The organism is Novosphingobium pentaromativorans US6-1 (genome assembly GCF_000767465.1).
GTDB classification, from domain to species: domain Bacteria; phylum Pseudomonadota; class Alphaproteobacteria; order Sphingomonadales; family Sphingomonadaceae; genus Novosphingobium; species Novosphingobium pentaromativorans.
In genome coordinates this window covers 2,815,267-2,837,167 of record NZ_CP009291.1, presented here as the reverse complement: position 1 = coordinate 2,837,167, position 21,901 = coordinate 2,815,267, and the positions used below count along the sequence as shown (strand labels likewise).

Below are 21,901 nucleotides of genomic sequence, written 5' to 3'. Positions count from 1 at the left end.
CAATCGGCAGCCGTTTACGTCATTCCCGAAGCGTCTCGGATTTCGAGACCGGACTGGCCGGGCTACGATGCGGACTTCCTCCACAGCAATATCAGGAATGCGCAATTGGCCCATGAAAGCGCCCTCCTCCTCACCGACAGCTTGCCGGACCACGCGCCGGACGGGACAGGCGCACACGAATCCGCTTCATCCTTGCCCGATCTGGGGCCGCCTGCGCCGAACCTCTTCGTGATCGGCGCTTCCAAGTCGGGCTCCAGTGCGCTGCATGCATACCTCAAGCCCCATCCCGACATCTGCATGAGTAGTGAGAAGGAGCCCTGCTTCTTCGTCGATCAGTCAGAGCTGGAACGGGCCTGGCCGATTATGGCCCGCCGGCCCTGCTCTCACGATCCTCAGGCCTATCTCGCGCTTTGGAAAGAGGGGGCAACGGCACGTTATCGCGGAGAAGGCAGCGTCTACTATTCGCAGGCGCCCCACCGCAGCGGAGTCCCCGCCCGCATTGCCGAAGCCTGCCCTGACGCGCGCATCATCTACACGGTTCGGGAACCGGTAACGCGCGCCATCAGCCATTACTGGCAGCGCTACAAGGAATTCCAGGAAGTCCGCCCGATCGGCCAGGCCGTTCGCGAAGATCCGCTCTATCGGGACACTTCGGACTATGCCCTGCAACTGCAAGCCTACCTGCAATACTTCGACCGCGAGCAGATCCATGTCGTAGTCGCCGAGGAACTGCGCACGCGCCGTCGGGAAGTTCTGGCCAGTGTGATCGATTGGCTCGGACTAGCGCCATTCGAATATCACGAGACTCAACTCAGCGACCGCCACCGCTCGCCGCCCACCAGCCGCCGGCAGCGCTTTGCAGCGGTCAGGAATCTGCGCGATTCCGCCCTTTGGGCAATCCTTCGCACACGCTTGCCCCGAGGATGGATCGACTGGTTGCGCGAAAGCTCGACCGTCACGTTCGACAAGGCGGAAGTCGATGAGTCGGAAGCCCGTCAGTTCCTTTCCGAGTATCTTAATCCACGACGCGCGGCATTCGAGGACCTGATCGGACGCAAGCTGGACATGTGGGACGAAAAGCCGCGCGAGACGCGAACCGCCGCCACTCAAGATCGAGCAGTAACGCCCATTGATGCTCGCAGGACGCAGACGGAAAGGTGATCAATCTGCTCCCCATTGCGATATTCTGGGCCCTTGCGGCCTGGGGCCTCATCAGCCGCAAGCCGGTACTGATCTATCTCTTCTTCGTCACTATGCCGTTCGGCGCCTTCGCCGCTGTCCCGACATTCCTGACCGGAGGGCTGACCTTCACCCCCACGCCGCTGGTTACCCTGCTCATCATCGTGCGCACGTTCTGCAAACCTCAGGGGCCAGCCGAGATTCTGACCCTGGCCCTGACGCCGCACAAATTGATGCTGCTGTTCCTGTTCTGGCTCGTCGCTGCCGTCACCACGGTATTCATGCCGCGCCTTTTCGAAAATGCAGTCATGATCGTGCCGATCCGCGGCATCCTGAGCGACACCGCCCCCTTGCGGCCGACACTGCAGAACCTCTCGCAATTTACCTATCTGACGATCGCGGTCTTCTCGGTATTCGCCTTTACCGTGATCCTGCAATCGCCCAATACCCGCCAGCATGCTCTCAAGGCCCTGAGCCTTGGCGCAGCGGTCACTGCCGCGACCGGTCTCATCGATCACGCGAGCCGTTACCTTCCCCTTGATCCCCTGCTCACTCCTTTTCGCACCGCAACTTATGCACTTGTCACCGATGTGGAAGTGCTTGGCGCCCGGCGGGTCGTCGGCCTCATGCCGGAAGCTTCCGCCTATGGCGGGGTCTGCCTGGCATTCATGGCCGCGCTCTACTTCTATCGCCGGGCCATGCTCGATGAAACGCTCCGCACCGTCCTGGTGCCGGGGGTCCTCGCCCTGCTTGCACTCTGCGCATGGCTCTCGACCTCGTCTGGGACTTATGTCGGAATTGCCCTCCTGGCGGCCGTCGCCGGGCTTGAATGGCTGCTTCGCGCCAATGCCGACGGACACAGGTTCGCGATCTATCGTCAGGGACTGGCTGGTGAACTGTGCGTCCTTGTCTCGCTCATGGTCGGCTTGTCACTGCTCCTGATCGTCCGGCCTGAGATACTGACCCCAGTTTACGACCTGATCGACCGCATGGTCCTCCAGAAATCCGCATCGAACTCATTCGCCGAGCGCGGAATGTGGCGGTCCATCGCCTGGGATAGCATAGTTGCAACGCATGGCTTCGGTGTCGGCATCGGCAGTACCCGCGCGTCGAGCAGCTTCATCGCGATTCTCAGCGGTGCGGGGTTGATCGGCGGCGCGCTCTATTACGCCTTCGCGTTGCTATCGCTGCTACGACCCGTGACCGGCACCCCCATCGAAAGCCAATTGCTGGTTGCTGGCTTCCGTTTTTCCTTTGTTCCCAGCTTCGTCGTAACCTTGATGGTCGGCGATGCCGACTTCGGCGGCATGACGGCTTTCGGCTTTGGCCTGGTGACTGCCTTGTCGATCAGCGATGCGAAGCGCCGCGAGGCACTGCTTGCGCCCACCGCATACCCAGCGGTCCGCCAATCCGTTTAGCAAACCGATCTGCTGGCCATGACTGGAGCCCGTCAGCAAGTCGCTTGCGCAAGAACTTGCCGATACTGGGAAATGACCTCGTCAGCCCAGCTCTCTTCTGAGTTGCAGAGCAAACGATAGCCGACTTGCCCCGCGCGCGACATCGCTTCGACTGCCCGATCGTCCCGATCCAGCTCCGCCAGTAGGCCCGCGAAGCCGTCGAGATCGGACGTATTCACGGCAAGTCCAAATCCCGCCGCCGAGATCTCCTCGGCGACGAGGGCACGGTGGCTGACCACCACTGGGACACCCGAGGCCACTGCCTCGAGAGCGACCAACCCAAACGGCTCGGACCAGCGGCTGGGCATCACGGCGACACGCGCCGACGACAAGGCCTTGGCTACACCGCTGCGGTCCTGCCGACCGAGGAATTGCGCTCCCGGATTCCGCCTGCGAACGAGATCGACTTCACTGCCATCACCGACAAAGGTAATCGGCAGTCCGGATCGGCGTGCCGCCGCTGCGGCGAGGTCGGCCCCCTTCTCTGTCGAAATCCGGCCGATAAAGACTATGCCCCGGTTGGCTTCGGCCTTTATGCGATCCACAGAAAGGGGTGACACAGGATTGCGTACCGTTCGGAGCCGGCCGGAATTCCAGCCGCTTCGCCGAAACTGCGCTTCTTGCCCAGGGTGGATCATCAGAAGACGCGCGGCATTGGTCCCCCCATGTTGCAGTCCGCGACGCAAGGATTCCCGCCCCACGCGCCACAGTTTCTGCGCATGAGAGGCTTTGTCGCAGCGGCTTTTCAGGCATGCAGCACCCAGCGGTTTCACGGCGCAGTCCTGCTCACGAACGTAGTCGAAGAATGCTCCGTTGGGGCAGCCATTGAAGTAATCGTGGCCATGCAGGATCAATCGGCCGGAAACTTGGCGCAGCGCAGCGAAGATTGCAGGCGTCAGGATCTTGGACCAGCCATGAAGATGATAGATGGTGCCCGGGGTATCGTTATTCGCGATCCATTCCCTGGTCCGCACGAAGGCTCGATGGTTGTACAAGCCGCACGTCAGGGCACCGAGTTTCGACCGCTCGAGCAGTGCCTTGCCGTGAAGCGGCAGAAATTCGACATCTGCACGATCGAACCGCGAACCGGCATCGCCGGAAATAAAGGTCGTCGCCAGGCCACGCCGGCGCAGTTCGCCTATCAAGACCTGTACAAGATGCGAAGCACCGCCCAGGGCTTCACTATAGTCGTGCAGAACGACAACGCGTCGCAGCAATGGCCCTGGCATACATCGGTCCAACACAGGAAGATCAGAAATACCGTTCGCCGACCCGAACCGTATCGCCCGGCAGCACAGCAGCGCCGCTCGTCAAGCGATAGGCCTTCTCATCAAGTTCACGGCCGTGGCGAACGTACACCACGTGTTCGTTCGCGCGGTAGGTGAAACCACCTGCTTTCGCGACAAGGCCATGGACCGACATCCCTTCGACATATGGGTATTCGCCAGGTCTTTGAACTTCGCCAAGGATGTAGATCGGGCGATATCCCGCAACCTCAAGACTGATCCGAGCGTCGCGCACGTATTCCTGGCCAAGCAGCGACTGCAGGTCCTGCCGCAGTTGTGCAAGCGTCTTGCCGCCAGCGCGCACTTCACCGGCCAGAGGCAAGGTGATGACCCCCTGATCGTCGATGGCATATTCTCCGCTCAAGACGTCTTCGCGAAACACTTCAAGCCGAAGCCGATCGCCGGGAGAAAGGTGGTAAGCGAGATTATCGACATTGGGCAGCGACGTCGTCGCAACTGTGCCGGTGCATCCCGAGATCAGAATGCAAAGCGCCATTATCGTCACACGTAATGCCATGGTTTGCTGTCCTTTGCGATGGCCCTGTCGATGATGCGAAGCTACTGAGGCGGCCCTCGCGCCGAAAATGATCGAGCGCGTCGAGAATACCCCGGGCGAAGGCGTCCGGGCCGAACCGCGCCGCGTTGCGCACGGCCTCTTGAGGTTGGAATTGGGGCTGCCATCTTTCAAAACGGCGAATGGCGTCGATCAGGTCCATCGGCGTTTGCCGGTCGTAGAAAATGCCGGTCAGGCCATCGATTATGGAATCCGTCACACCGCCCCGGCCAAAGGCAATGACCGGACGGCCGCTGGCATTGGCCTCAACCGGAACGATGCCAAAGTCCTCCTCCGGCGTAAAAACCAGGGCGCGGCATGTGGCGTAGGCGCGCTGCAATTCAGGGAAGGAGAGTCTGCGGCGAACTTCGACATTCGGCCCCGCCCTTGCAGCGATCTGATCGAACATTTCGCCATCGCCCACCATAAGGGCCGGCGCGCCCAGCCGGTTAAACGCTTCAAGCGCAATGTCCGCACGCTTGTAAGGCGTCATCTGGCTGACCCAGAGATACCTGTCACTCACCTGCGCCGATGGCGCGAAGGAGTCGATGGCGACTGGCGGATGAACGACACGCGCATCGCGCCCCCAGACCTTGGCAATCCGCCGGGCGATGAAACTGGAGTTCGCAATGAAACCGTCGACCCTGCTCGCCGAGCTTACATCCCACTGACGCAACCGGTGAAACGCAAGCGGCATGAGACGGCGTGCAAGCCAGCCCGTGCTTTCCCGGTAATCCTGGTAGTGATCCCAGAGATAGCGCATCGGTGAATGGCAGTAGCACAAGTGCAAGGTATCCGGCCCGGTAATCACCCCTTTCGCAGGACCGGACTCGCTGCTGATAACCAGGTCGTAGCCGCGCAAGTCCAGTTCCTCGAGCGCGATAGGCATGAGCGGCAGGTACTTCTGGTAATGTCGCCGGGCGCCGGGCATTCGGCCGATGAAGCTCTGCCTTACACGAGCCTTGCGGATCCGGGCGGAAACTCTGCGCGGATCATAGACATGCGTGAACAGGTCGGCATCGGGGAACAGGTCCAGAAGGTGTTCAACCACACGCTCCCCGCCCCGCATTGCAACCAGCCAGTAATGCACGATGGCCACGCGAAGCGGCCGTCCCATCGCCTGCTCCGCTCTCACCGGTAGTATCCCTTGTAATGGGTATAGAAGCTGGCGACATCCTCTCCGCCGAAGCGCACCTGCTTCTTCATGTCGACGTGATTCAGCACCACTCCGCATTGCTTGAGGGTCCTGCCGGTCAATTGGCGGATCGCAGCCTTGACGATGCGGTCGACAGTCTTGCGCCACCGCACGACCAGCACGACGCAATCGGCCTGGGCTACGATAGTTCGTGTTTCCGCAATGGGCAGGATTGGCGGGCAATCCAGGATCACGACGTCGAATTCTTCGCGCAGACGCGCGATGACCCGATCCAGCCTGCCGCGCTCCGTCAGGCGTTCGCCCTTGGGAAATGCGCGGGTAATCGGGACGATCCGCAGCGGCGAACTTGCATCGGCGTATTGGGTGATGTCCCGGCTCTCGTCATGAAGCGCTTCGTACAGACCCGGCTCTCCTTCCGGCGCGCAGAAGCGTTTGCTGAGCTGCGAGCGGATGACGTCGCAATCGACCACCACGACGCGCTCGTTGGCCAAGGCCAGCGTACGGCCGATGCAGGCTGCAAGCGTCGATTTCCCCTCCCCCGGAATGGCCGAAGTAATCGCAAGCACCTTTCCCGATCCAGACATCGAATGGCGGACCGAGACGATGATATTGCGCAAGGCTTCGGAAAGAGGCCCCTCCGGATATTCGCGCAGGGTGTCCATCGGCGTATCCGCATGGGGTTCGATCGATCGAATGGCCGGAACGAAACCCCATCCGGGCAGACCGATACGGGTCTCCACATCGCCCAGGCTGGTCAAGCCGGCGTACGAAAGCTCAGTGACGACAGCCAGCATCGCGCCCGAGAGCAATCCGACCACGAGAGCCAATGCCAGGTTCAGAGGCAGGTTCGGCGAAACCGGCAATACCGGCACGGTAGCGCCTGAAATCAAGCGCGCGGATGGTTGCTCTGATCCACTTCCCGCGACGACGGCGTTGTACCGGCGCAGATAGGATTCGTAGAGCGTCTCGGACGCGTCTGCCTTCTTTTCCAGGTCGGCCAGTTCGACAAGTGCGCTGTTGCCGGATTGCAATTGCGATTGGGTGCCACCGCGGCTTCGGCGCAGCGAGGCAAGTCGCTGTGAAGAAGCCATTGCCTTGGTTTCGAGCCCACTCAGGGTCCGCGAAACTTCGCCCGCGATCTGCCGATCGAGATCGGAGATCTGCTGGCGCACGGTCACAAGGTCGGGATTGTTATCATAGTATCGCTGCGAAAGATCGCGCTCCCGAATGACCAGTTGCGCGCGTTGCGACCGTAGCGCGGCGACCACCGGAGAGCCGGCCCCGATCCCCACGCCCTCCGGCCCGCCGCTGCCCATCTGGGCCCGCGCGCTGGCGAGCGCTTCGGCGTCCCGGGCAGCTTCCGCCTCGGCATTGACGATCTGCTGGTTATAGGCGGAAAGCTCTTGCTCGGTCAGGCTAGTGGCCTGTGAACTAAGCAGTTGGTGACGATTACGATAGGCCTGCACTTCGGCAAAATCGTGGTTGGCCTGCGCACGCAGAGCATCGACCTTCGACTTCAGCACGCGCGCGGCCGTGGCGTTGGTCTGTGCACGTTCCCGCGCATCGTCAGTGGTGAACAGGCGCGCATAGGCATTGGCAATCCGCGCGGCGCGCGATGCTTCGGCATCCTCGAAGGCAATGCGCAGATTGAATGAATTGCCCACCCTCGTTACTTCGAGCCGCTTGCCAAGGTAGTTGACCGCGCGGCGCCGAATCTCCGTCACATCAACCGCTTCCATGTCCACCTGGTCGCTGCCGCCAAGACCGATGGACGCCCTGATGTTGTCAAACGCAGAACGCGGCACCTTCACATCCCGGCGGAATCCGGGGTCCCGCAGAAGTCCTGTGGCGTCCAGCACTTGCGCCGCCATCTCGCGTGATCGGATAAGCTGGATCTGCGTCTCTACTTCTTCGGACCGGGTCGGTCCTTCGCGCGGCTGCGCGTCTTCGTTCGGCACGACATCAGTCGATCCGGTAATCAGCACCACATCGGCCGTACTGCGGTAGATGCGCGGCAAGGCCGAAGTCCAGAGCGTAGCCAGGCTCAGGCACAGCGCGAGAGTCAGCACCACGACCGGTTGCCGGCGCCGTAACAGCGAAAACAGGTAGCGCAGGGAAATCCGCTCGTCGCTGCTCCGGGCCTGACCGGCGCCACCGGGCAGAAGCGCGGGCAGCCCCGTTTCCGGTTCGTAGATGGCAGGGAGGTTCAAGCGGCAGGCTCCTGACGAGTTATATCAAGGGCGAGAGAGCAAGTTCATGGACATTTGCGGATGCCCCCGAAAGCAGGATGGAAACTTCCAACTTCGCAACGGCGCATATACGAATAAGAACACATCACCGCCTCGGGAATATCCATACCTATCCGTTCTCGATCGAGTTCCTGGAAGTTGACACCATTCCTGATACTCTGCCGGTCAACAGGGGGTTTTATTTAGCAATCAGATCGATTTCATTCACGAAGAGCGCGCCGCAACTGGTCGCCAAGCGGACGCAGGATATAGTGCAGCATCGTACGTTCTCCTGTCTGGACGAAGACTTCGACCGGCATGCCCACGGCCAGCTTCGCCCCGCCGAGCTTGCGAAGTTCCTGCACCGAAATCGCAACCGTCGCGGAATAAAATGCCGTATTCGTCGCTCGGTCGACTGTCCGGTCAGCGGCGAGTTGAACGACCTTGCCTCCAAGTTCCGGCGTCGTGCGCATGTTCAATGCGGTAAAGCGCAAATGTGCGGGTTGACCTTGCTCCACCTGATCGATGTCGGTGGGGCGTATTCGCGCCTTCACGACTAGACGATCCCGAGCGGGCACGATTTCCAATAGGGTCTGGCCCGCCGGCACGACACTGCCCACGGTCCGGACGGCCAGCTTGTCGACTATACCATCCTGCGGAGCGCGAATGACGGTGCGATCGTTCTGATCGCTGGCGGCAACATCCTCCTTGCGCACTTGTGAAATGCTACTGCGGACCTGCGCCAGTTCCAGCGCCGCCTGGCTGCGCGCCACGCTTTCGATCGAGGCCATCTGCGCACGCAGTTCAGCGATGCGCGCGCGCGCCTGGGCTATGCCGGATCGGGCCGTCGCATTGTCAGCCTCCACGCCGATTGCAGCACGCTCCAGCGCATTGAGCCTGTCGAGAGTGGTCAGCCGCTCCTCATAGAGTTCGCGGGTCTGGCCCAGTTCCTGTCTTACGAGATCGGACTGCCGGGCATAGGCTGCGGCGCGGCTGGTCTGCCCGGAGATTTCCGCCTGCGCCTGCGCTACGCGGCGGGCCAGCTGCAACTGCTGATCCTTGCGCGCTTCGCGATCGAGTTCCAGTGATCTGCGTTCGTCCGCCAGAATCGATGCCACTTGCGGATCGGCGGCACGGCTGCGCAACTCGGCTGGGAAATCAATCTGCGCGGTATTGCTGCGCATCGCCCTTAACCGTGCTTCTTTTGCCAGAAGCTGGTCGAGACCAAGCCCGGTGTATTGCGCTGCAGCGCCTGCCACCCGCGAATCCAGCCGGATCAAGGGCTGGCCCCGGCGAACATGATCGCCGTCCTCGACGAGGATCGCCTTTGCGACGCCGCCGAAGGGGTGCGAAATCTCCTTCACATGTGTCTCGACGCTCACTTCCCCGGGAGCGATGACGGCGCCCGCCATTGGCAGGAAGGCAATAAGCGAGCCGAAGCCGAGCACGAGCAGGGCCACGGCGCCCAGCCCCAGCCGCAGGAGGCCGGACAAGCCGCGCTCCACCGCTTCGGAGAAATCACCGCCCCCGACCATCGGATCCACAGGGCCCTGCATGTCGGTGACCGAGACCGCGACGCTCACTCGTTCGCCCCAGCCGGTGCCGGCTTCCGGCTCGCCTGTCCCGAAAGATCGCCTGATCTATCTTCCCTTGCGCCTTCGACACTTCGCGATTGCACGGCCTTGTCCCGCTCGGAGCCGGGCACCGTAATGCGGGCCTCGAATTGTTCTCTCGTCTCGAACCTTTCGATCCTGCCGTTGTTCATCGCCATGATGTGGCTTGCATGGGCAATCACACTGGGACGGTGAGCGATCACGACAACGACGGCCCCCCGTCTCCGCGCGTCCCGGATTGCCGCGCCCAGTGCCCTCTCCCCATCCTGATCGAGGTTGCTGTTCGGCTCATCGAGCACCAGCAGGAACGGATCGCCGAACAAGGCACGCGCCAGGGCAATGCGCTGCTGCTGCCCCGCGGACAGACCGCTGCCGTGGGGGCCAATGGCATGGTCATAGCCGCCTTCCAGCCGCACGATCAGATCGTGGCAATCCGCCGACTTCGCCGCGGCCAGGATCGCCTCCCTATCGGCATCGGGCCGGAAACGGGCGATATTCTGGCCGATTGTGCCTTCGAACAGTTCAATCGCCTGCGGCACATAGCCGAGAATGCCGGCAATTTCGTCGGATGACCACTGATCCAGTGTCGCGCCATCCAGCCGAATCGCTCCGCGCAAGGGTTTCCAGACGCCGCAAAGAACACGGGCCAGGGTTGTCTTTCCGGATCCGCTCCTGCCCACAACGGCTAGGGCATCGCCGGCGCCCAACCGGAAGTTCAGGTCGAGAACCGAGACTTTCTGGCTACCCGGTGGTCCGGCAGCGAGCCCCTGTACCAGGAGTTCGCGCGTCGGTCGTTCCAAACCCATCGGCATCACGCGGGCGGGCACGGCATCGAAAAGATTGCGCAGCCGGTCGAGTGCCTGCCGGGCCGAAACCATGCCCTTCCAATTGGCGATGACCTGTTCGACCGGAGCAAGCGCACGGGCGGACAGAATCGAACCGGCAATGATGATCCCGCCTGTCGCTCTCCCGTCGATCACCAGGAACGCGCCCAGTGCAAGCGTTGCGGACTGAAGCAGCATGCGAAAGGCCTTGGTCGAGCCGGACAGGGTGCTGGAGATGGCGGAGAAGCGATCGTTGGCCCGCAGAAATTCGGCTTCTGCGCCGTGCCATTCGCACTGCCGCGCACGTGCCATCCCCAGCGCCTTGAGCGTTTCGGCATTGCGCAAGGTGGACTCGGCCAGCCCCAACCGCCTGGCGCCAGACCGCATGGTCGCCAGTGCCAAAGGCTCCGTCATCCGGTTATTGACGAGCATGAGCGCCACCAGCACCGCCACCCCGATCAGGGCCAGCAGGCCGATGCTCCAGTGAAATATGGAGAGAATGAGCAGATAGACCGCGATCCACGGCAGGTCGACGATCGCCAGCGGACCCGGCCCCGACAGGCAGGACCTGACGGTATCGACGTCGCGCACGATCTGCGTGCCGTTGGGCATTGCACCGCGCGCCAGTTCGTAGCGCGAGAGAACGTCAAGCACCCGGTCGCTGATGCCGCGCATGAACAGCGAGCCGACCTGCACCATCGCCCGGCCGCGCACGACATCGAGAAAGGCCTGGAATCCATAGGCCAGCGCCACCATCACCAGCAGGCTGACAAGCGAAGGAATGCTGCGACTGGGCAGGACATCGTCATAGACAAGCAACATGAAGAACGATCCGGACAGCAGCAGCACGTTGTAGACGCTGCTGATCGCCAGAACCGGCCAGAGCACGCGCCGGAGCGGGGCGAGCGCCCGCTTCAGTTCGCTGTTGAGCCGGGGGGCGAGGATCATGCAGTCACTTCCTTGGCGAGAGGGCCATTACATACCTCCAGCCTCCCTGCTGACGACCGGAAGTAGCTCCGTTCCCGAGCCAAACCGGATGCAGTCGCGGTTCTCATCCGCATCTCATGCCCTAGGATCACGGCAGCGATCGCGCCTTAGCCGGAGGGAGGCGGCGGAGCGGGCTGCCGGAACCGGACCGTCCGCTCCGCTCGTCTTCCTCGCGCCCGGCCCGATTTTTTCCAGACCAGCCCTTGGGGAACCGTGCGTGAAGTGCAGGGCCTTGTTGCATCTGACGATTGTGGTGTTCGCGAACGCGCCGATGCCCCAGGCGCGGGCAGACACGCTGGAACAGGCCATTGCCCGGGCGCATGAAAACAATCCGCAACTGAAGGGCACGCAATTCCTGGCAAAGGCGGCCGAAGCCGCGGTCATCCGTGCCAAAGGCGCTTACGGGCCAAGCCTTTCGGCTTCGGTCCGACATGAATACACTTTCGATCGCACGACCCTGGGCGATGTCACGTTCGACGATCAGGGTTTCGGGACCACCGCCGCCCTTTCGCTGTCGCAGCCGCTGTTCACGTCCGGGCGGCTTGCCGCCGGGCTCGACGCGGCCCGCGCGGGTCGCCTCATTGCGCGGGAAAACCTGCGCGCTGCCAGCCAGCAACTGATGCTCGATGTCGCATCTGCCTATGCCTCGCTGCAGCGGGACCTGGCATTGTACAACGTCGCCCGGGACATATACGCCTTGCTCTTGCAGCAACGCGAAGTCACCGCCGCCCGCTTCAGGCTGCGCGATTCGACAAGGCCCGATCTCGATCAGACTACCAACAGGCTCGAGCTTGCCGCCGGCCGGGTAATCCGCGCGCGCGCCGCCGTGCAGGCGAGCGCGGCACGCTATCGCAATATCGTCGGCGCCTATCCCGATGACCTCGTCGCGCTGCCTGACCTTGCGCCCGTTCCCTCGCTCGAAGCGCTTTACGCGCAGGCGGAGGACAGCAATCCCCAGCTCAGGGCGGCCCGTTTCACGGCCCTGCGTTCGCGCGCTGCGGTCGGCGCCGCTCGGGCGGCCATGGGGCCGCAGGTCAACGCTTTCGCCTCAGCAGAACGCGCGCCGCTGGAACCATACCAGAACACGCGACGCGTAGAGCGTATCGTCGCCGGCGTCAGCCTGACCATGCCACTTCATTCAAGCGGGCAGCTCTTTGCAGCGCTTCAGGAAGCGGAGCAACGCAACCTTGCCGACAGCCACTTCGCCGAGCAGACCCGCCGCGACGTGCGTGAGACACTGGCAAGCGACTGGAACCTCTATCGCGCCGCATCCGCGGCGCTGCCGCGCTTCGAGGAAGCCGTCCGCGCGGCCCAGAGCGCCGTGAACGGGGTCAGCAGGCAGGAAACCGCCGGCATTCGCACCTTGCGCGACGTTCTCGAGGTAACCAACGACCTGCTCACCGCCCGCACCAGCGAGGCGGAAACCCGCGCGGAACTGTTCATCCGCAAGGTTGCCGTGCCGCGCGATGCCGGCATTCTCAGCCTCGAGACGTTCCGGATCGCCGCGCCTCCCGCCAACCCCGACCGGGCTTGGAAGCCCCTGATCCCGGCGGGTTTCCCCTGGCAGCCGATCCTCGATCCGATCGATCGCCTCTTGAGCGATCACCAAGTCCGGCACGTACCGGTCGAGATCGAGAACGATGCCGCCTTCCCATGGGACGATCATGCGGGCGACCTGTCAACGGCGGCGCCCTAGTCCACCCGGCACAAGTCGGCGACAAAACCCCTGTGGTCGGAACCCACATCGGGACTGGTACGGATTGCTTCCACTTTCCAGTCGCTGCCCACCAGCAAATGATCGATTTGCCAAAAGCCGGGATAGCGGCGCCCCTGGAAGGTCAAAGGCCAGGTCGGACGATCCGTGCGCGTCAGGCTCATGCCGTTGCGCAGGGCATAGTCGCCGAGAAGGCGCATCCTGGGCGAGAGGTTGAAATCGCCGACAATCACCGTTCCGGCCGGGGCGGTCAGAGCCTTGTCGAGTTGCAGAAGTTCCTTCGCCTGTCGGCCCGGCGGCACCGGACGGGACAAGTGAACGGCGAAGATCTGCAAGCCCTGCCCGCGCCCGGTCCCGCCATCTGGCGCCCGGGCCGGAAGAACCATCCGCACAGCTGGCAGCGATTGGCGGTTGAAGGGATCCCCGTGGGTCAGCGCCTGCATCGCGGCGGGTTCGATGTTGGTGAACAGCGCAGTCGCGCAGCGACCGTTTTCCAGACACGACTGCCAGTAAGGATAGCGCTTTTCGAGCCAGCCGTGCAGCGGAAGGTACTTCGGCAATTCGGCAACGCCCACGACCTGAGGCGCTTCGGCATCGAGCCAGGCGGCAATGCGATCCGGATCCTTCGGCTTGTGGGTATTGAGCCAGGCAATCCGCAGACGCGCGCTCGATGGCGAACATTCCGGCCCTTGCGCCGGGTCGGGCCAGGACAGGCCAAGCGCGGGCAGGCAGCACAAGGCCAGCACGCCCCTGCCTGTCCATGACACGGCGCGCCGCGACAGGACTGCGGCAAGTATCAGGCTGGCAAGGCCGAGAGGAGCGGCAAACAGGTTGATGAGATCGAGGACGGGACATGCTGTCCCGAAGCGTGAAAGGCCAAGCAGCAGCAAGACAGTTGCGAGCAGGCATTGGCCAAGCCGGTACAGGCACGAATGTCTTGCGGGGCGGATCTGGCCATCCATTCACCGGTTCTCCTCGCTGCCTCGGCAATGATTGGATCGCAGGCTCCCGCCCTGTCTGCAACGGGCGCATGGTTTCAGCGATCCCACACGGAGCCGAAAATGGCTCCATTTCGGTTGTAACAAGGCCGCAAGCCGCTTGCTCGCCAGGCTAGAAGGCAAAGAAGCCGGCTGCGGCACTTTGGCCGCCATCGGCGCAAGCCAACATACGGAGACCGAAGTCTTGCGCGAATCCTTCTTCCTGGCGCTTGCCAATCGCATGCCGCGCGGCCGCATCGGCATTCGAATGCGCCGTGAACTGCTCAGGCTTGCCGGGATCATGCTGAGGGGAAAGGTGGTGGTCCTGGGGCCGGTCACGATCGTGCCGGTGGGCGGAGCACGGCACATCCGCATCGGCGAAAGGACGTTCATCAACAATGACGTGCGCTTCGCCAGCCGCGGCGGCGTGACGATCGGACGCCATGTGCAAATTGCCGCGAGAGTCAGCTTCGAGACTGCCTCGCATACGCTGTCATTCCTGCCCGGCTGCTCAAGACCGGGCACGTGCGCGCCGATCGTCGTGCAAGACCATGCCTGGATCGGTGCAGGTGCCATAGTCCTGCCGGGCGTGACGATCGGGCGCGGGGCGGTGGTTGCCGCCGGTGCCGTGGTTCGCCGCGACGTAGCGCCGATGACCGTGGTCGGCGGCGTACCCGCCCGCTTCCTGCGCAACCTTCCCGAACAAAGTGACGATCTGGATGATGACGATCAGAATACGCCTGGATCCGACATGTGCAGCTACGCCTGATCTGCCCTGCCACGCCTTCAGAAGGCAACCAGGGGCATAAATCGTTTTCGGACGGGTCTGGCGTTCCACCCCTCCCCCCTGCCGCCGTAGTATGGCCAGCAGTCCCGATCCGCGTACCGGAAACCGCCTTAATGACTGCACATCACAAGATCCCAACCCCGGCACCTTCGGTGGCCGTTGTCGTCGCCAGCCTGGGGCGGCCCGAATTGATACGCCAGTTCTGCGACCTGATGGCGCGGCAGACGAGCAGCCCGGACATGCTGCTGTTCTCCGTCGTCGGGGACGACGACATACCGGCAGGCCTTGAAGAAGACGCCCGCGTGCGCGTGATCCGCGGCGACAAGGGCCTGTGCGCCCAGCGCAACCGCGCGCTGGACTGGCTGGACGATCGCTTCGACATCGTTGCGTTCTACGACGACGACTTCGTCCCGTCGAAATTCAGCATCGAAAGTATCCGCGCATTCTTTGCCGCGCATCCACAAGTTGCAGGGGCGACCGGCACGGTGCTGGCCGATGGCATCAACGGCGCGGGAATCTGCTTCGACGAAGCTCTGCGGATCGTGCAGGAACACGAGGGCCGCCGCTTCGCGCCCAACTGCATCGTCCGGGAATTGTGGGGTCTTTACGGCTGCAACATGGCCTATCGCAGCACGGCGATAGGCAGGAACCGCTTCGATGAACGGCTGCGGCTATATGCCTGGCAGGAGGACATCGATTTCGCGGCTTCGGTCGGCACGAATGGGAGGATCGTCAAGACCTTCGCGTTCTCAGGCGTACATCGCGGCGTGAAACTGGGGCGTACCCCGGGCATCCGGCTCGGCTATTCGCAGGTCATCAACCCCTCCTACCTCGTACGCAAGGGCACCATGTCGCGCCGCTTCGCCGCCCGGCTCATGCTGCGGAATCTGGTTGCCAACCATATCAAGGCCTTGCGGCCGGAACCCTGGGTGGATCGAGCCGGGCGAGCGAAAGGCAACTGGATCGGCCTTCTCGACCTGATCCGGGGCCGTATCACGCCCGAGCGGATTGAAATGCTGTGAATTCCGTTTCAGATAACGAAGGGAAATTATCCAGGGATGCCGCGCGCGCTGATCTGCGCGGCGACTACAGCAAGCTGGGGGCGTCCCGGTACGGCAAGGAAAACGCCAGCGGTTAACTCCCGGGCAACCATGAATACACCTATGGAACCGCGTGACTAGGTGCGATATAACCGGTCCTGGATCGCCACAACGATGAATGAAAACCAACACTTTTCCAGCCCCATGAAACGAGGGCGGCGTGAGCAGAGTCGCTTGCGTGTTCGCTTGCCTGTGCGACTGGAAACAAGATCCGTTACCTGCCGTGCGATACTTATCGATCTTTCGTCGAGCGGAGCCCGCCTCGCCCTGAAGGAGCTGCCACGACTGGGCACTGACGCCCTTATCCTCTGGGACAAGTACGAGGCCTTCGGTGAAGTCGTCTGGGCTGAGGGAGTTCAGTGCGGAATCGCCTTCTTCGATCCCCTACCTGCGGACGTAGTGCTGAGAACGCGTGAGCTCGATGATGCCGCCCACCTGCCGCAGGATAACGAACTTCTGCGACAGGTGGCACGGCAATGGGTCGAGGGGACGACCCGGCTCTGACCGGAGCGGGGTTTCCCGTGTCTGAGGGGGTCAGACTGGCACGGGAGCGGTCAGAGAAACTTCTGAAAAATAGCGAGCCATGGCATCGACGGCGGGCTCGGTCAGTTCGATGAAGGCGCGGCGGCGATCGCTGTCGTCGCATACGCGCACGAACAGGCCAGCCTCGACCATCTGGCCGATCCAGCGCAGCGCCGTGGTCGGCGGCACGCCGGAAGCGATGCACAGCGAGGTGACCGAAACCCGCTTGCGTTCCAGCCGGGCGGCAGTGAGATCGAGCAACATGTCCCATGCCGGATCCGCGAAGAGTTCCTCGTCAAGGAAACGTCCCCGCAATTGCCGCATGCGGATGATCTGCCGCACCGTCTGCGCATCGGGCAGCGCCAAGCGCGCAGGCTCCCGTCCGGAATGGGCGCTGCGCGCCTGCGATCCTGCGGGTTCGAACGAGAAGGCCGATGCCGCGCTGGCCGGGGCGGACGTACCGCCGGGTGCCAGTCGATCGATACGTCCGGCAATCTGGCTGACCTGCTCGGTCAACCGCAAGAGCATCAACCGGTCATTCTCGGACAATTCGCGCAGGCGCCCTTGGGGGAATTCCGAAAGAACGCGGCCCAGTGCCAGCACCCGCTCGGCCCGGTTGGGATCGACGAGCAGAATTGGGGCGGACTGATCCATGCAAGCGAACACCGCATCGAGCGCATCGACCGTGGTCGAGACGATCAGGCGGCAGCCCCCCGATACCGCGCGCTGGTCCAGTTCGGACAAGGCGGCCATCGTCTGCCCATCGACTTGCGGGCAATCGAGCAGGACGACATCGCCGAGGGCTCGCATCGGCGCATCGACGACATCCCGCAGCGGACCTGCCGCCGACACCGTCAACCCGGCGGCAGCGGCATCTTCGCGCAGGCTTGCCCGCAAGTGGCCGCGATTGGCATAGATCGAGATCGAAACCGACTGCCCTGTATCGCCATGGCCGGCGGAGCCGGCACCCTTGCCGAGACCGGCCTTGCCGTAGGAAAAATCGCTCTGGGCAAAGTCCGTCGCTGCCATCTCGTCCCGCCTCCATGCTCCTGGACAGGAACATAGTTGGAACAAAATGGCCGCAAGTCAATGATGACGGGCGTTAACTTACTGTCACCAGCCGGACAGCTCCCGCGTGACCAGCGCCTCGAGCATGGTCATCCCGGCCCGGGTATCGTTGAGGCAGGAGAGCACGGCATAGCGCTCTCCGCCCGCCGCCTCGAACACCTCGCGCCCGCGGATCGCCAGTTCCTCCAGCGTTTCCACGCAGTCGGCGGAAAAGCCCGGCGCCGCAATCGCCAGTCGCCGCGTGCCCGACTTCGCCTGCTCTTCGAGAACCGTCTCTGTGGCCGGTTCCAGCCACTTGGCGCGGCCGAAACGCGACTGGAAGGTGGTCTCGATCCGCAGGCCCGGGTAGCGCTGCGCAAGGCGATCTCCCAGCAGGCGCGCGGTCTTGCGGCAGTGACAGTGATAGGGATCGCCCAGGTGAAGCGTTCGTTCGGGCATGCCGTGGAATGACAGCAGCAGGACTTCAGGCGCGAAGTCGAGACCTTCGACCTGCGCCGCGATGTCCGCCTCCAGCGCCCCGATATAGGCTGCGTCGTCGAAGTAGGGCGGCAGCGTGCGCAAGGCCGGCTGCCAGCGCAGATCGCGCAGCGCAGCGCCTAGCTTGTCCATCACCGAAGCCGTCGTCGCGCCCGAGTACTGCGGATAGAGCGGGGCCACGAGAATGCGGTCACACCCGGCATCCATCAGCGCCTTGAGCTTCGAGGGGATCGACGGATTGCCGTAACGCATCGCCCAGTCGACCCGCACGCCGTCTCCCAGCATGCCCTGCAGCTTGCGGGCCTGTGCGGCGGTAATCGCGGCAAGCGGCGAGCCCTCCTCGGTCCAGACCTGGGCATAGGCATGCGCGGATTTCGCGGGGCGGGTGCGCAGGATGATGCCGTGAAGGATCGGCTTCCATGCGATGGCGGGGACTTCCACCACGCGCTTGTCCGAGAGGAATTCGGCAAGGTAGCGCCGAACCGCATCGGGGGTGGGCGCATCGGGCGTGCCAAGATTGACGAGGAGGACCGCCACGCCTCCACTCGCCACCGCGGGGTGATCGACAGGGCGGATATCTGGGCTGGTCATCACAGTTCCTCGGCAAAGAGCGGCAGGCGCCGGAAGCGGTATCCGGTCGCGGAAAAAAGCGCATTGGCAACCGCCGGGGCAACGGCGGCAACGCCCAGCTCTCCCGGATCGGCCGGTTCGGCATCGCTGGCGATGAAGGCTAGATCGATCTCCGGGCTGTCTGCCAGGGTCGGCAAGGCAAGGTCGCCCAGGCCATCGAGATCGGGGCGGCCATCGGTATAGCGGGTGCTGCTGCCCAGCGTCAGGCCGAGCCCGAATATCAGGCCGCCTTCGATCTGCTGGCGGGCAATATCGAAATTGACGATCCGGCCGATGTCGGCAACTGCGCTCAGCCGCTCGACCCGCACGCCGTTCTCGTCGCGCCGGGCGCTGGCGACGACGGCGATGCGCCCTTCGCCGATCATGTGGCAGGCGATCCCCTGCCCGCTGTTGTCACCGCCGCCGCCCCACTGCGCCAGCGCGGCGACGCGCTGGAGGCATTCGGCAAGGCGCGGGTTCTGGCCCAGCATGGCCATGCGGAAGGACAGCGGCTCGCGCTCGGCCTTGTGGGCGAGTTCGTCGATGAAGGATTCGGTGAAGAAGGCGGTGTAGCCGTGGGCATTGCCGCGCATGCGCGCGGTGGGCAGGTCGATCCGCGCAGGCACGTGATCGACCGCCACATTGGCAATGCGATAAGGCGGGATCGCGCCGTCCACCGCCATGGCATCGCCTTCCCCGGCGACGGCGCGGATTGCATCCTGCGGCGTATCGCCATGGAACAGGCGCCGGCCGAATTCGCGAGCCGTCGGCGGCACGGCAATGCGCGCCCGCCAGCCGACCGGATTGCCCTCGGCATCGGTCCGCGCCGCCATCACGGCCACTGCGGGCGTGCGCGGCAGTCCTGCGGCCTGCTCTTGCCGGCGCGACCAGGTCAATTGCACAGGCTTGCCCACTTCGCGTGCGATCAGCGCGGCTTCCACCGCATGATCGAGCTCGAGGCGCCGGTCGAAGCTCCCGCCGATCGGCATGGGATAGAGCACCACGTCGACCACGCTCATGCCCAGAGCCTTTGCCGCAGCCTTTCGCGTCGCCTCTGGCGCTTGCGTGCCGACCCAAAGCTCCAGCCTGCCGCCCTCGATCCGCGCCGTCGCGCTGGCAGTCTCGATGGTGGCGTGAAGCGCTGGCGCGATTTCATAGCGGATCTGCAGGGGCAGGCCGCCCTTCACCTGTTCCATGTCGCCATAAGCGAAGATGCGGTGGGTTTCGCCCTGCTGCATCGCCGCGTCGAGCGCGGTGTCGGCCTGGCCGCTGTCGGCTGCGCCGGACACGCGGTACCTGGGCGCAGCGCGGGAAAGCGCGGTGTCTGCCGTCCACCAGTCACGGGCAACGGCGGCGAGCCACGAGCCGTGCTGCACGAAGCGATCGAAACCGCGCAGGCCCCTGGCGGCATCCTGCCTGTAGCCGATGACTTCGGCGCGGCCGAGCGGCGCATGACGGATCGCGGCGTGGACCATGCCCGGAATCCGGACGTCGCCAGCGAAAGTCCAGGTGCCATCGACCTTGGAGGGCAGGTCAAGACGGGGATAGGCAAGCTGCAGCCCAGGTACGAAATCGCCCGGATCCTCGCCCATCGGCTGCGGGTCGAGCGGCGGCGGATCGGGCGGCGAGAAACCCACCGCCTCGCTGGCGAGCACGCCGAAAGGCAGGCGCTGGCCCTCGTGAATCACGAAACCGCCCTGCACCCGGCACTCCTCCCAGGCAACGCCCCAGCGAGCCGCGGCGGCCTGCATCAGCATCGCGCGGGCCGAGGCGGCGGCTTCCCGGACCGGCGCTTCGAAGGCGGCAACCGCGGTGCCGTCCGCCGTCACGTTGAAGCGGGTATCCTGCGCCCAGCGGCGGGTGAACACGCTGTCCGGTTCCTCGGCGAGCTTGGGAAAGGCCGGCATCCACAGCGGCGCCCATCGCGCGGCGAGGACCTGATTGGCATAGATCGCGCTGGTGGGCGCCGGTTCGACCGCCACCTGCCGCCAATCCGCGCCGAGCTCATGGGCGACAATCTGCGGGATCAGGGTGGTTACGCCCTGCCCCATCTCGACTTGTGGAACCGCGACCGAGACGACGCCGTCGCTGCCGATCTTGATCCAGGCGTCGAAGGCATATTCGTCGCGCCCCGGCTCAAGCGGCAGCGGGAAATGGCGCGGGCGCAGGGCGTAGCCGATGGCAAGTCCGCCACCTGCAAGGGCGCCGATCAATATGCCTCGGCGCGTGATCGCCATCAGGGGTGAGCCTTGCTCGCGCCGCCGTCCAGCCATTCCCCGACCTTGCGTGCCAGGTCGGCGAAGGCCTGCGCCTGCGGCCCTTCGCCGGCAGCGGGGGGCTGGCCGGCATCGCTGTCGAGCCGAATCGACATGTCGAGCGGGATGCGGCCCAGGAAAGTCTGGTTCATCGTCTTGGCCGCCGCTTCCGCGCCACCGGCGCCGAAGGGATCGCTGACTTCGCCGCAATGCGGGCAGGCGTAGCCGGCCATGTTCTCGACGACGCCGACGATCGGCACGCCGCCCTTCTCGAACAGCTCCATCGCGCGGGTGGCGTCCATCAGCGCGAGGTCCTGCGGCGTGGAGACGATCACCGCGCCGGCCGGCTTGAACTTCTGCAGCATCGTGAGTTGCACGTCGCCGGTGCCGGGCGGCAGATCGACGATCAGGATTTCCGCCCCGTCCCAGTGCCCCTCGAGCAATTGCGTCAGGGCTCCCGCCGCCATCGGCCCGCGCCATGCAATGGCCTGCCCGGGGTCGGAAAGGTGCGCCATCGACAGCACCGGTACGCCCCAGCGGCTGGCGATCGGCACCAGCTTGCTGTCATGCGCGACCGGACGCTGGCCCTCGGTGCCGAGCAGGCGCGCCTGCGACGGCCCGTAGATATCCGCATCGACGAGGCCGACCTTGCGCCCCTGCCGGGCGAGCGCGACCGCCAGATTGGTGGCCAGCGTCGACTTACCGACGCCGCCCTTGCCCGATCCGACCGCGATGATCCGGCGCTCGACCTTGTCGGCCATCATTGCCACGCGCACCTCGGCAACGCCCTCGGCGCCCGACAGGGCCTGCTTCGCAGCGGCTTCGAGCGCGCTGCGCGCCGACGAATCGAGACCGGTCGCATCGAGCACCAGCGTCGCCCGGCCGTCCGCCACCCGCAGCGACTGCAACCGCGTTGCCGCCTCCTGCGGCAGCAGCGCCTTCAGTCCCTCGGCTTGATCGTTCGACATGTCTACTCCGGCCCTAGTTCAGGGGCTCAGGTGGCAAAGGGAACGAAAAAGGGCAAGAGAGGCACTGTTTTTGTGGGGATAGGCTTCCTATAGATGGTCCCATGAAAGCAATCGGTGGTGCAATCGCACGAGCAGGCCTTG

Annotated in this window: 17 protein-coding genes; 6 read left to right on the top strand and 11 right to left on the bottom strand. The window is 64.1% G+C overall.

Going from position 1 to position 21,901, the window contains the following annotated elements; genetic code table 11:
* Nucleotides 1-105: 105 nt before the first annotated feature.
* Together JI59_RS25655 and JI59_RS13320 are read left to right on the top strand one after the other, a co-directional pair.
* Nucleotides 106-1,161 carry a sulfotransferase family protein gene (locus JI59_RS25655; protein WP_138921317.1) on the top strand — a complete coding sequence of 352 codons (1,056 nt, stop codon included), beginning with the start codon at nucleotides 106-108 and terminating at the stop codon, nucleotides 1,159-1,161.
* Nucleotides 1,158-2,597, top strand: a complete 1,440-nt coding sequence (locus tag JI59_RS13320; protein WP_007012188.1) for a hypothetical protein — start codon at nucleotides 1,158-1,160, stop codon at nucleotides 2,595-2,597. The genes JI59_RS25655 and JI59_RS13320 overlap by 4 nt, the downstream gene beginning before the upstream one ends.
* Before the next feature lie 32 nt (nucleotides 2,598-2,629).
* On the opposite strand, the gene JI59_RS13315 is transcribed toward JI59_RS13320, so the two are convergent.
* From JI59_RS13315 to JI59_RS13290, 6 genes are all read right to left on the bottom strand, one after another.
* The gene (locus tag JI59_RS13315; RefSeq protein ID WP_239000561.1) at nucleotides 2,630-3,490 is read right to left on the bottom strand and encodes a glycosyltransferase; all 861 of its coding nucleotides are present in this window, start codon (nucleotides 3,488-3,490) and stop codon (nucleotides 2,630-2,632) included.
* 397 nt (nucleotides 3,491-3,887) lie between these two features.
* Nucleotides 3,888-4,418, bottom strand: coding sequence for a polysaccharide biosynthesis/export family protein (locus JI59_RS13310; protein ID WP_081473941.1), 531 nt, complete (start codon nucleotides 4,416-4,418; stop codon nucleotides 3,888-3,890).
* Nucleotides 4,348-5,544: a glycosyltransferase gene (locus JI59_RS13305; RefSeq protein WP_238532489.1), complete on the bottom strand. Its 1,197-nt coding sequence runs from the start codon at nucleotides 5,542-5,544 to the stop codon at nucleotides 4,348-4,350. The genes JI59_RS13310 and JI59_RS13305 overlap by 71 nt, the downstream gene beginning before the upstream one ends.
* A 62-nt stretch (nucleotides 5,545-5,606) precedes the next feature.
* Nucleotides 5,607-7,841, bottom strand: a complete 2,235-nt coding sequence (locus JI59_RS13300; RefSeq protein WP_007012192.1) for a GumC family protein — start codon at nucleotides 7,839-7,841, stop codon at nucleotides 5,607-5,609.
* Nucleotides 7,842-8,080: 239 nt separating this feature from the next.
* Nucleotides 8,081-9,442 carry an HlyD family type I secretion periplasmic adaptor subunit gene (locus JI59_RS13295; protein WP_007012193.1) on the bottom strand — a complete coding sequence of 454 codons (1,362 nt, stop codon included), beginning with the start codon at nucleotides 9,440-9,442 and terminating at the stop codon, nucleotides 8,081-8,083.
* Nucleotides 9,439-11,244 carry a type I secretion system permease/ATPase gene (locus JI59_RS13290; RefSeq protein ID WP_007012194.1) on the bottom strand — a complete coding sequence of 602 codons (1,806 nt, stop codon included), beginning with the start codon at nucleotides 11,242-11,244 and terminating at the stop codon, nucleotides 9,439-9,441. The genes JI59_RS13295 and JI59_RS13290 overlap by 4 nt, the downstream gene beginning before the upstream one ends.
* A 310-nt stretch (nucleotides 11,245-11,554) precedes the next feature.
* Here JI59_RS13290 and JI59_RS13285 point away from each other — a divergent pair, with 310 nt between their 5' ends.
* Nucleotides 11,555-12,979, top strand: a complete 1,425-nt coding sequence (locus tag JI59_RS13285) for a TolC family protein (RefSeq protein WP_239000559.1) — start codon at nucleotides 11,555-11,557, stop codon at nucleotides 12,977-12,979.
* Here the strand turns inward: JI59_RS13285 and JI59_RS13280 are convergent.
* On the bottom strand, nucleotides 12,976-13,959 hold the full coding sequence (locus tag JI59_RS13280) for an endonuclease/exonuclease/phosphatase family protein (protein ID WP_007012196.1): 984 nt from the start codon (nucleotides 13,957-13,959) through the stop codon (nucleotides 12,976-12,978). The genes JI59_RS13285 and JI59_RS13280 overlap by 4 nt on opposite strands.
* A gap of 220 nt (nucleotides 13,960-14,179) precedes the next feature.
* On the opposite strand from JI59_RS13280, the gene JI59_RS28005 reads away from it, so the two are divergent.
* The 3 genes from JI59_RS28005 (at nucleotide 14,180) to JI59_RS13265 (ending at nucleotide 16,365) form a co-directional block, all read left to right on the top strand.
* Nucleotides 14,180-14,743 (top strand): acyltransferase, encoded by a 564-nt coding sequence (locus JI59_RS28005; protein WP_274378213.1) that lies wholly within the window; start codon nucleotides 14,180-14,182, stop codon nucleotides 14,741-14,743.
* 131 nt (nucleotides 14,744-14,874) lie between these two features.
* Nucleotides 14,875-15,783 carry a glycosyltransferase family 2 protein gene (locus JI59_RS13270; RefSeq protein ID WP_038576162.1) on the top strand — a complete coding sequence of 303 codons (909 nt, stop codon included), beginning with the start codon at nucleotides 14,875-14,877 and terminating at the stop codon, nucleotides 15,781-15,783.
* A gap of 192 nt (nucleotides 15,784-15,975) precedes the next feature.
* Entirely contained in the window at nucleotides 15,976-16,365 is a 390-nt protein-coding gene (locus tag JI59_RS13265; protein WP_338042162.1) for a PilZ domain-containing protein, read from the top strand.
* A gap of 30 nt (nucleotides 16,366-16,395) precedes the next feature.
* On the opposite strand, the gene JI59_RS13260 is transcribed toward JI59_RS13265, so the two are convergent.
* From JI59_RS13260 to JI59_RS13245, 4 genes are all read right to left on the bottom strand, one after another.
* The gene (locus tag JI59_RS13260; RefSeq protein WP_007012201.1) at nucleotides 16,396-17,412 is read right to left on the bottom strand and encodes a helix-turn-helix domain-containing protein; all 1,017 of its coding nucleotides are present in this window, start codon (nucleotides 17,410-17,412) and stop codon (nucleotides 16,396-16,398) included.
* 84 nt (nucleotides 17,413-17,496) lie between these two features.
* Nucleotides 17,497-18,519, bottom strand: coding sequence for a ferrochelatase (hemH, locus tag JI59_RS13255; RefSeq protein ID WP_038576160.1), 1,023 nt, complete (start codon nucleotides 18,517-18,519; stop codon nucleotides 17,497-17,499).
* Nucleotides 18,519-20,774, bottom strand: coding sequence for a xanthine dehydrogenase family protein molybdopterin-binding subunit (locus JI59_RS13250; protein WP_007012203.1), 2,256 nt, complete (start codon nucleotides 20,772-20,774; stop codon nucleotides 18,519-18,521). Before JI59_RS13250 ends, hemH begins: the two co-directional genes overlap by 1 nt.
* The gene (locus JI59_RS13245) at nucleotides 20,774-21,760 is read right to left on the bottom strand and encodes an Mrp/NBP35 family ATP-binding protein (protein ID WP_007012204.1); all 987 of its coding nucleotides are present in this window, start codon (nucleotides 21,758-21,760) and stop codon (nucleotides 20,774-20,776) included. The genes JI59_RS13250 and JI59_RS13245 overlap by 1 nt, the downstream gene beginning before the upstream one ends.
* Nucleotides 21,761-21,901 lie beyond the last annotated feature (141 nt).

Excerpts from the sequence above, each read along its gene's own strand:
- JI59_RS13280 (WP_007012196.1), bottom strand. The coding sequence starts at position 13,959 with ATGGATGGCCAGATCCGCCCCGCAAGACATTCGTGCCTGTACCGGCTT.
- JI59_RS13245 (WP_007012204.1), bottom strand. The coding sequence starts at position 21,760 with ATGTCGAACGATCAAGCCGAGGGACTGAAGGCGCTGCTGCCGCAGGAG.
- JI59_RS13305 (WP_238532489.1), bottom strand. The coding sequence starts at position 5,544 with ATGCGGGGCGGGGAGCGTGTGGTTGAACACCTTCTGGACCTGTTCCCC.
- JI59_RS13270 (WP_038576162.1), top strand. The coding sequence starts at position 14,875 with ATGACTGCACATCACAAGATCCCAACCCCGGCACCTTCGGTGGCCGTT.
- JI59_RS13265 (WP_338042162.1), top strand. The coding sequence starts at position 15,976 with ATGAATGAAAACCAACACTTTTCCAGCCCCATGAAACGAGGGCGGCGT.
- JI59_RS13250 (WP_007012203.1), bottom strand. The coding sequence starts at position 20,774 with ATGGCGATCACGCGCCGAGGCATATTGATCGGCGCCCTTGCAGGTGGC.
- JI59_RS13285 (WP_239000559.1), top strand. The coding sequence starts at position 11,555 with ATGCCCCAGGCGCGGGCAGACACGCTGGAACAGGCCATTGCCCGGGCG.
- JI59_RS13290 (WP_007012194.1), bottom strand. The coding sequence starts at position 11,244 with ATGATCCTCGCCCCCCGGCTCAACAGCGAACTGAAGCGGGCGCTCGCC.
- JI59_RS13260 (WP_007012201.1), bottom strand. The coding sequence starts at position 17,412 with ATGGCAGCGACGGACTTTGCCCAGAGCGATTTTTCCTACGGCAAGGCC.
- JI59_RS13310 (WP_081473941.1), bottom strand. The coding sequence starts at position 4,418 with ATGGCGCTTTGCATTCTGATCTCGGGATGCACCGGCACAGTTGCGACG.
- hemH (WP_038576160.1), bottom strand. The coding sequence starts at position 18,519 with ATGACCAGCCCAGATATCCGCCCTGTCGATCACCCCGCGGTGGCGAGT.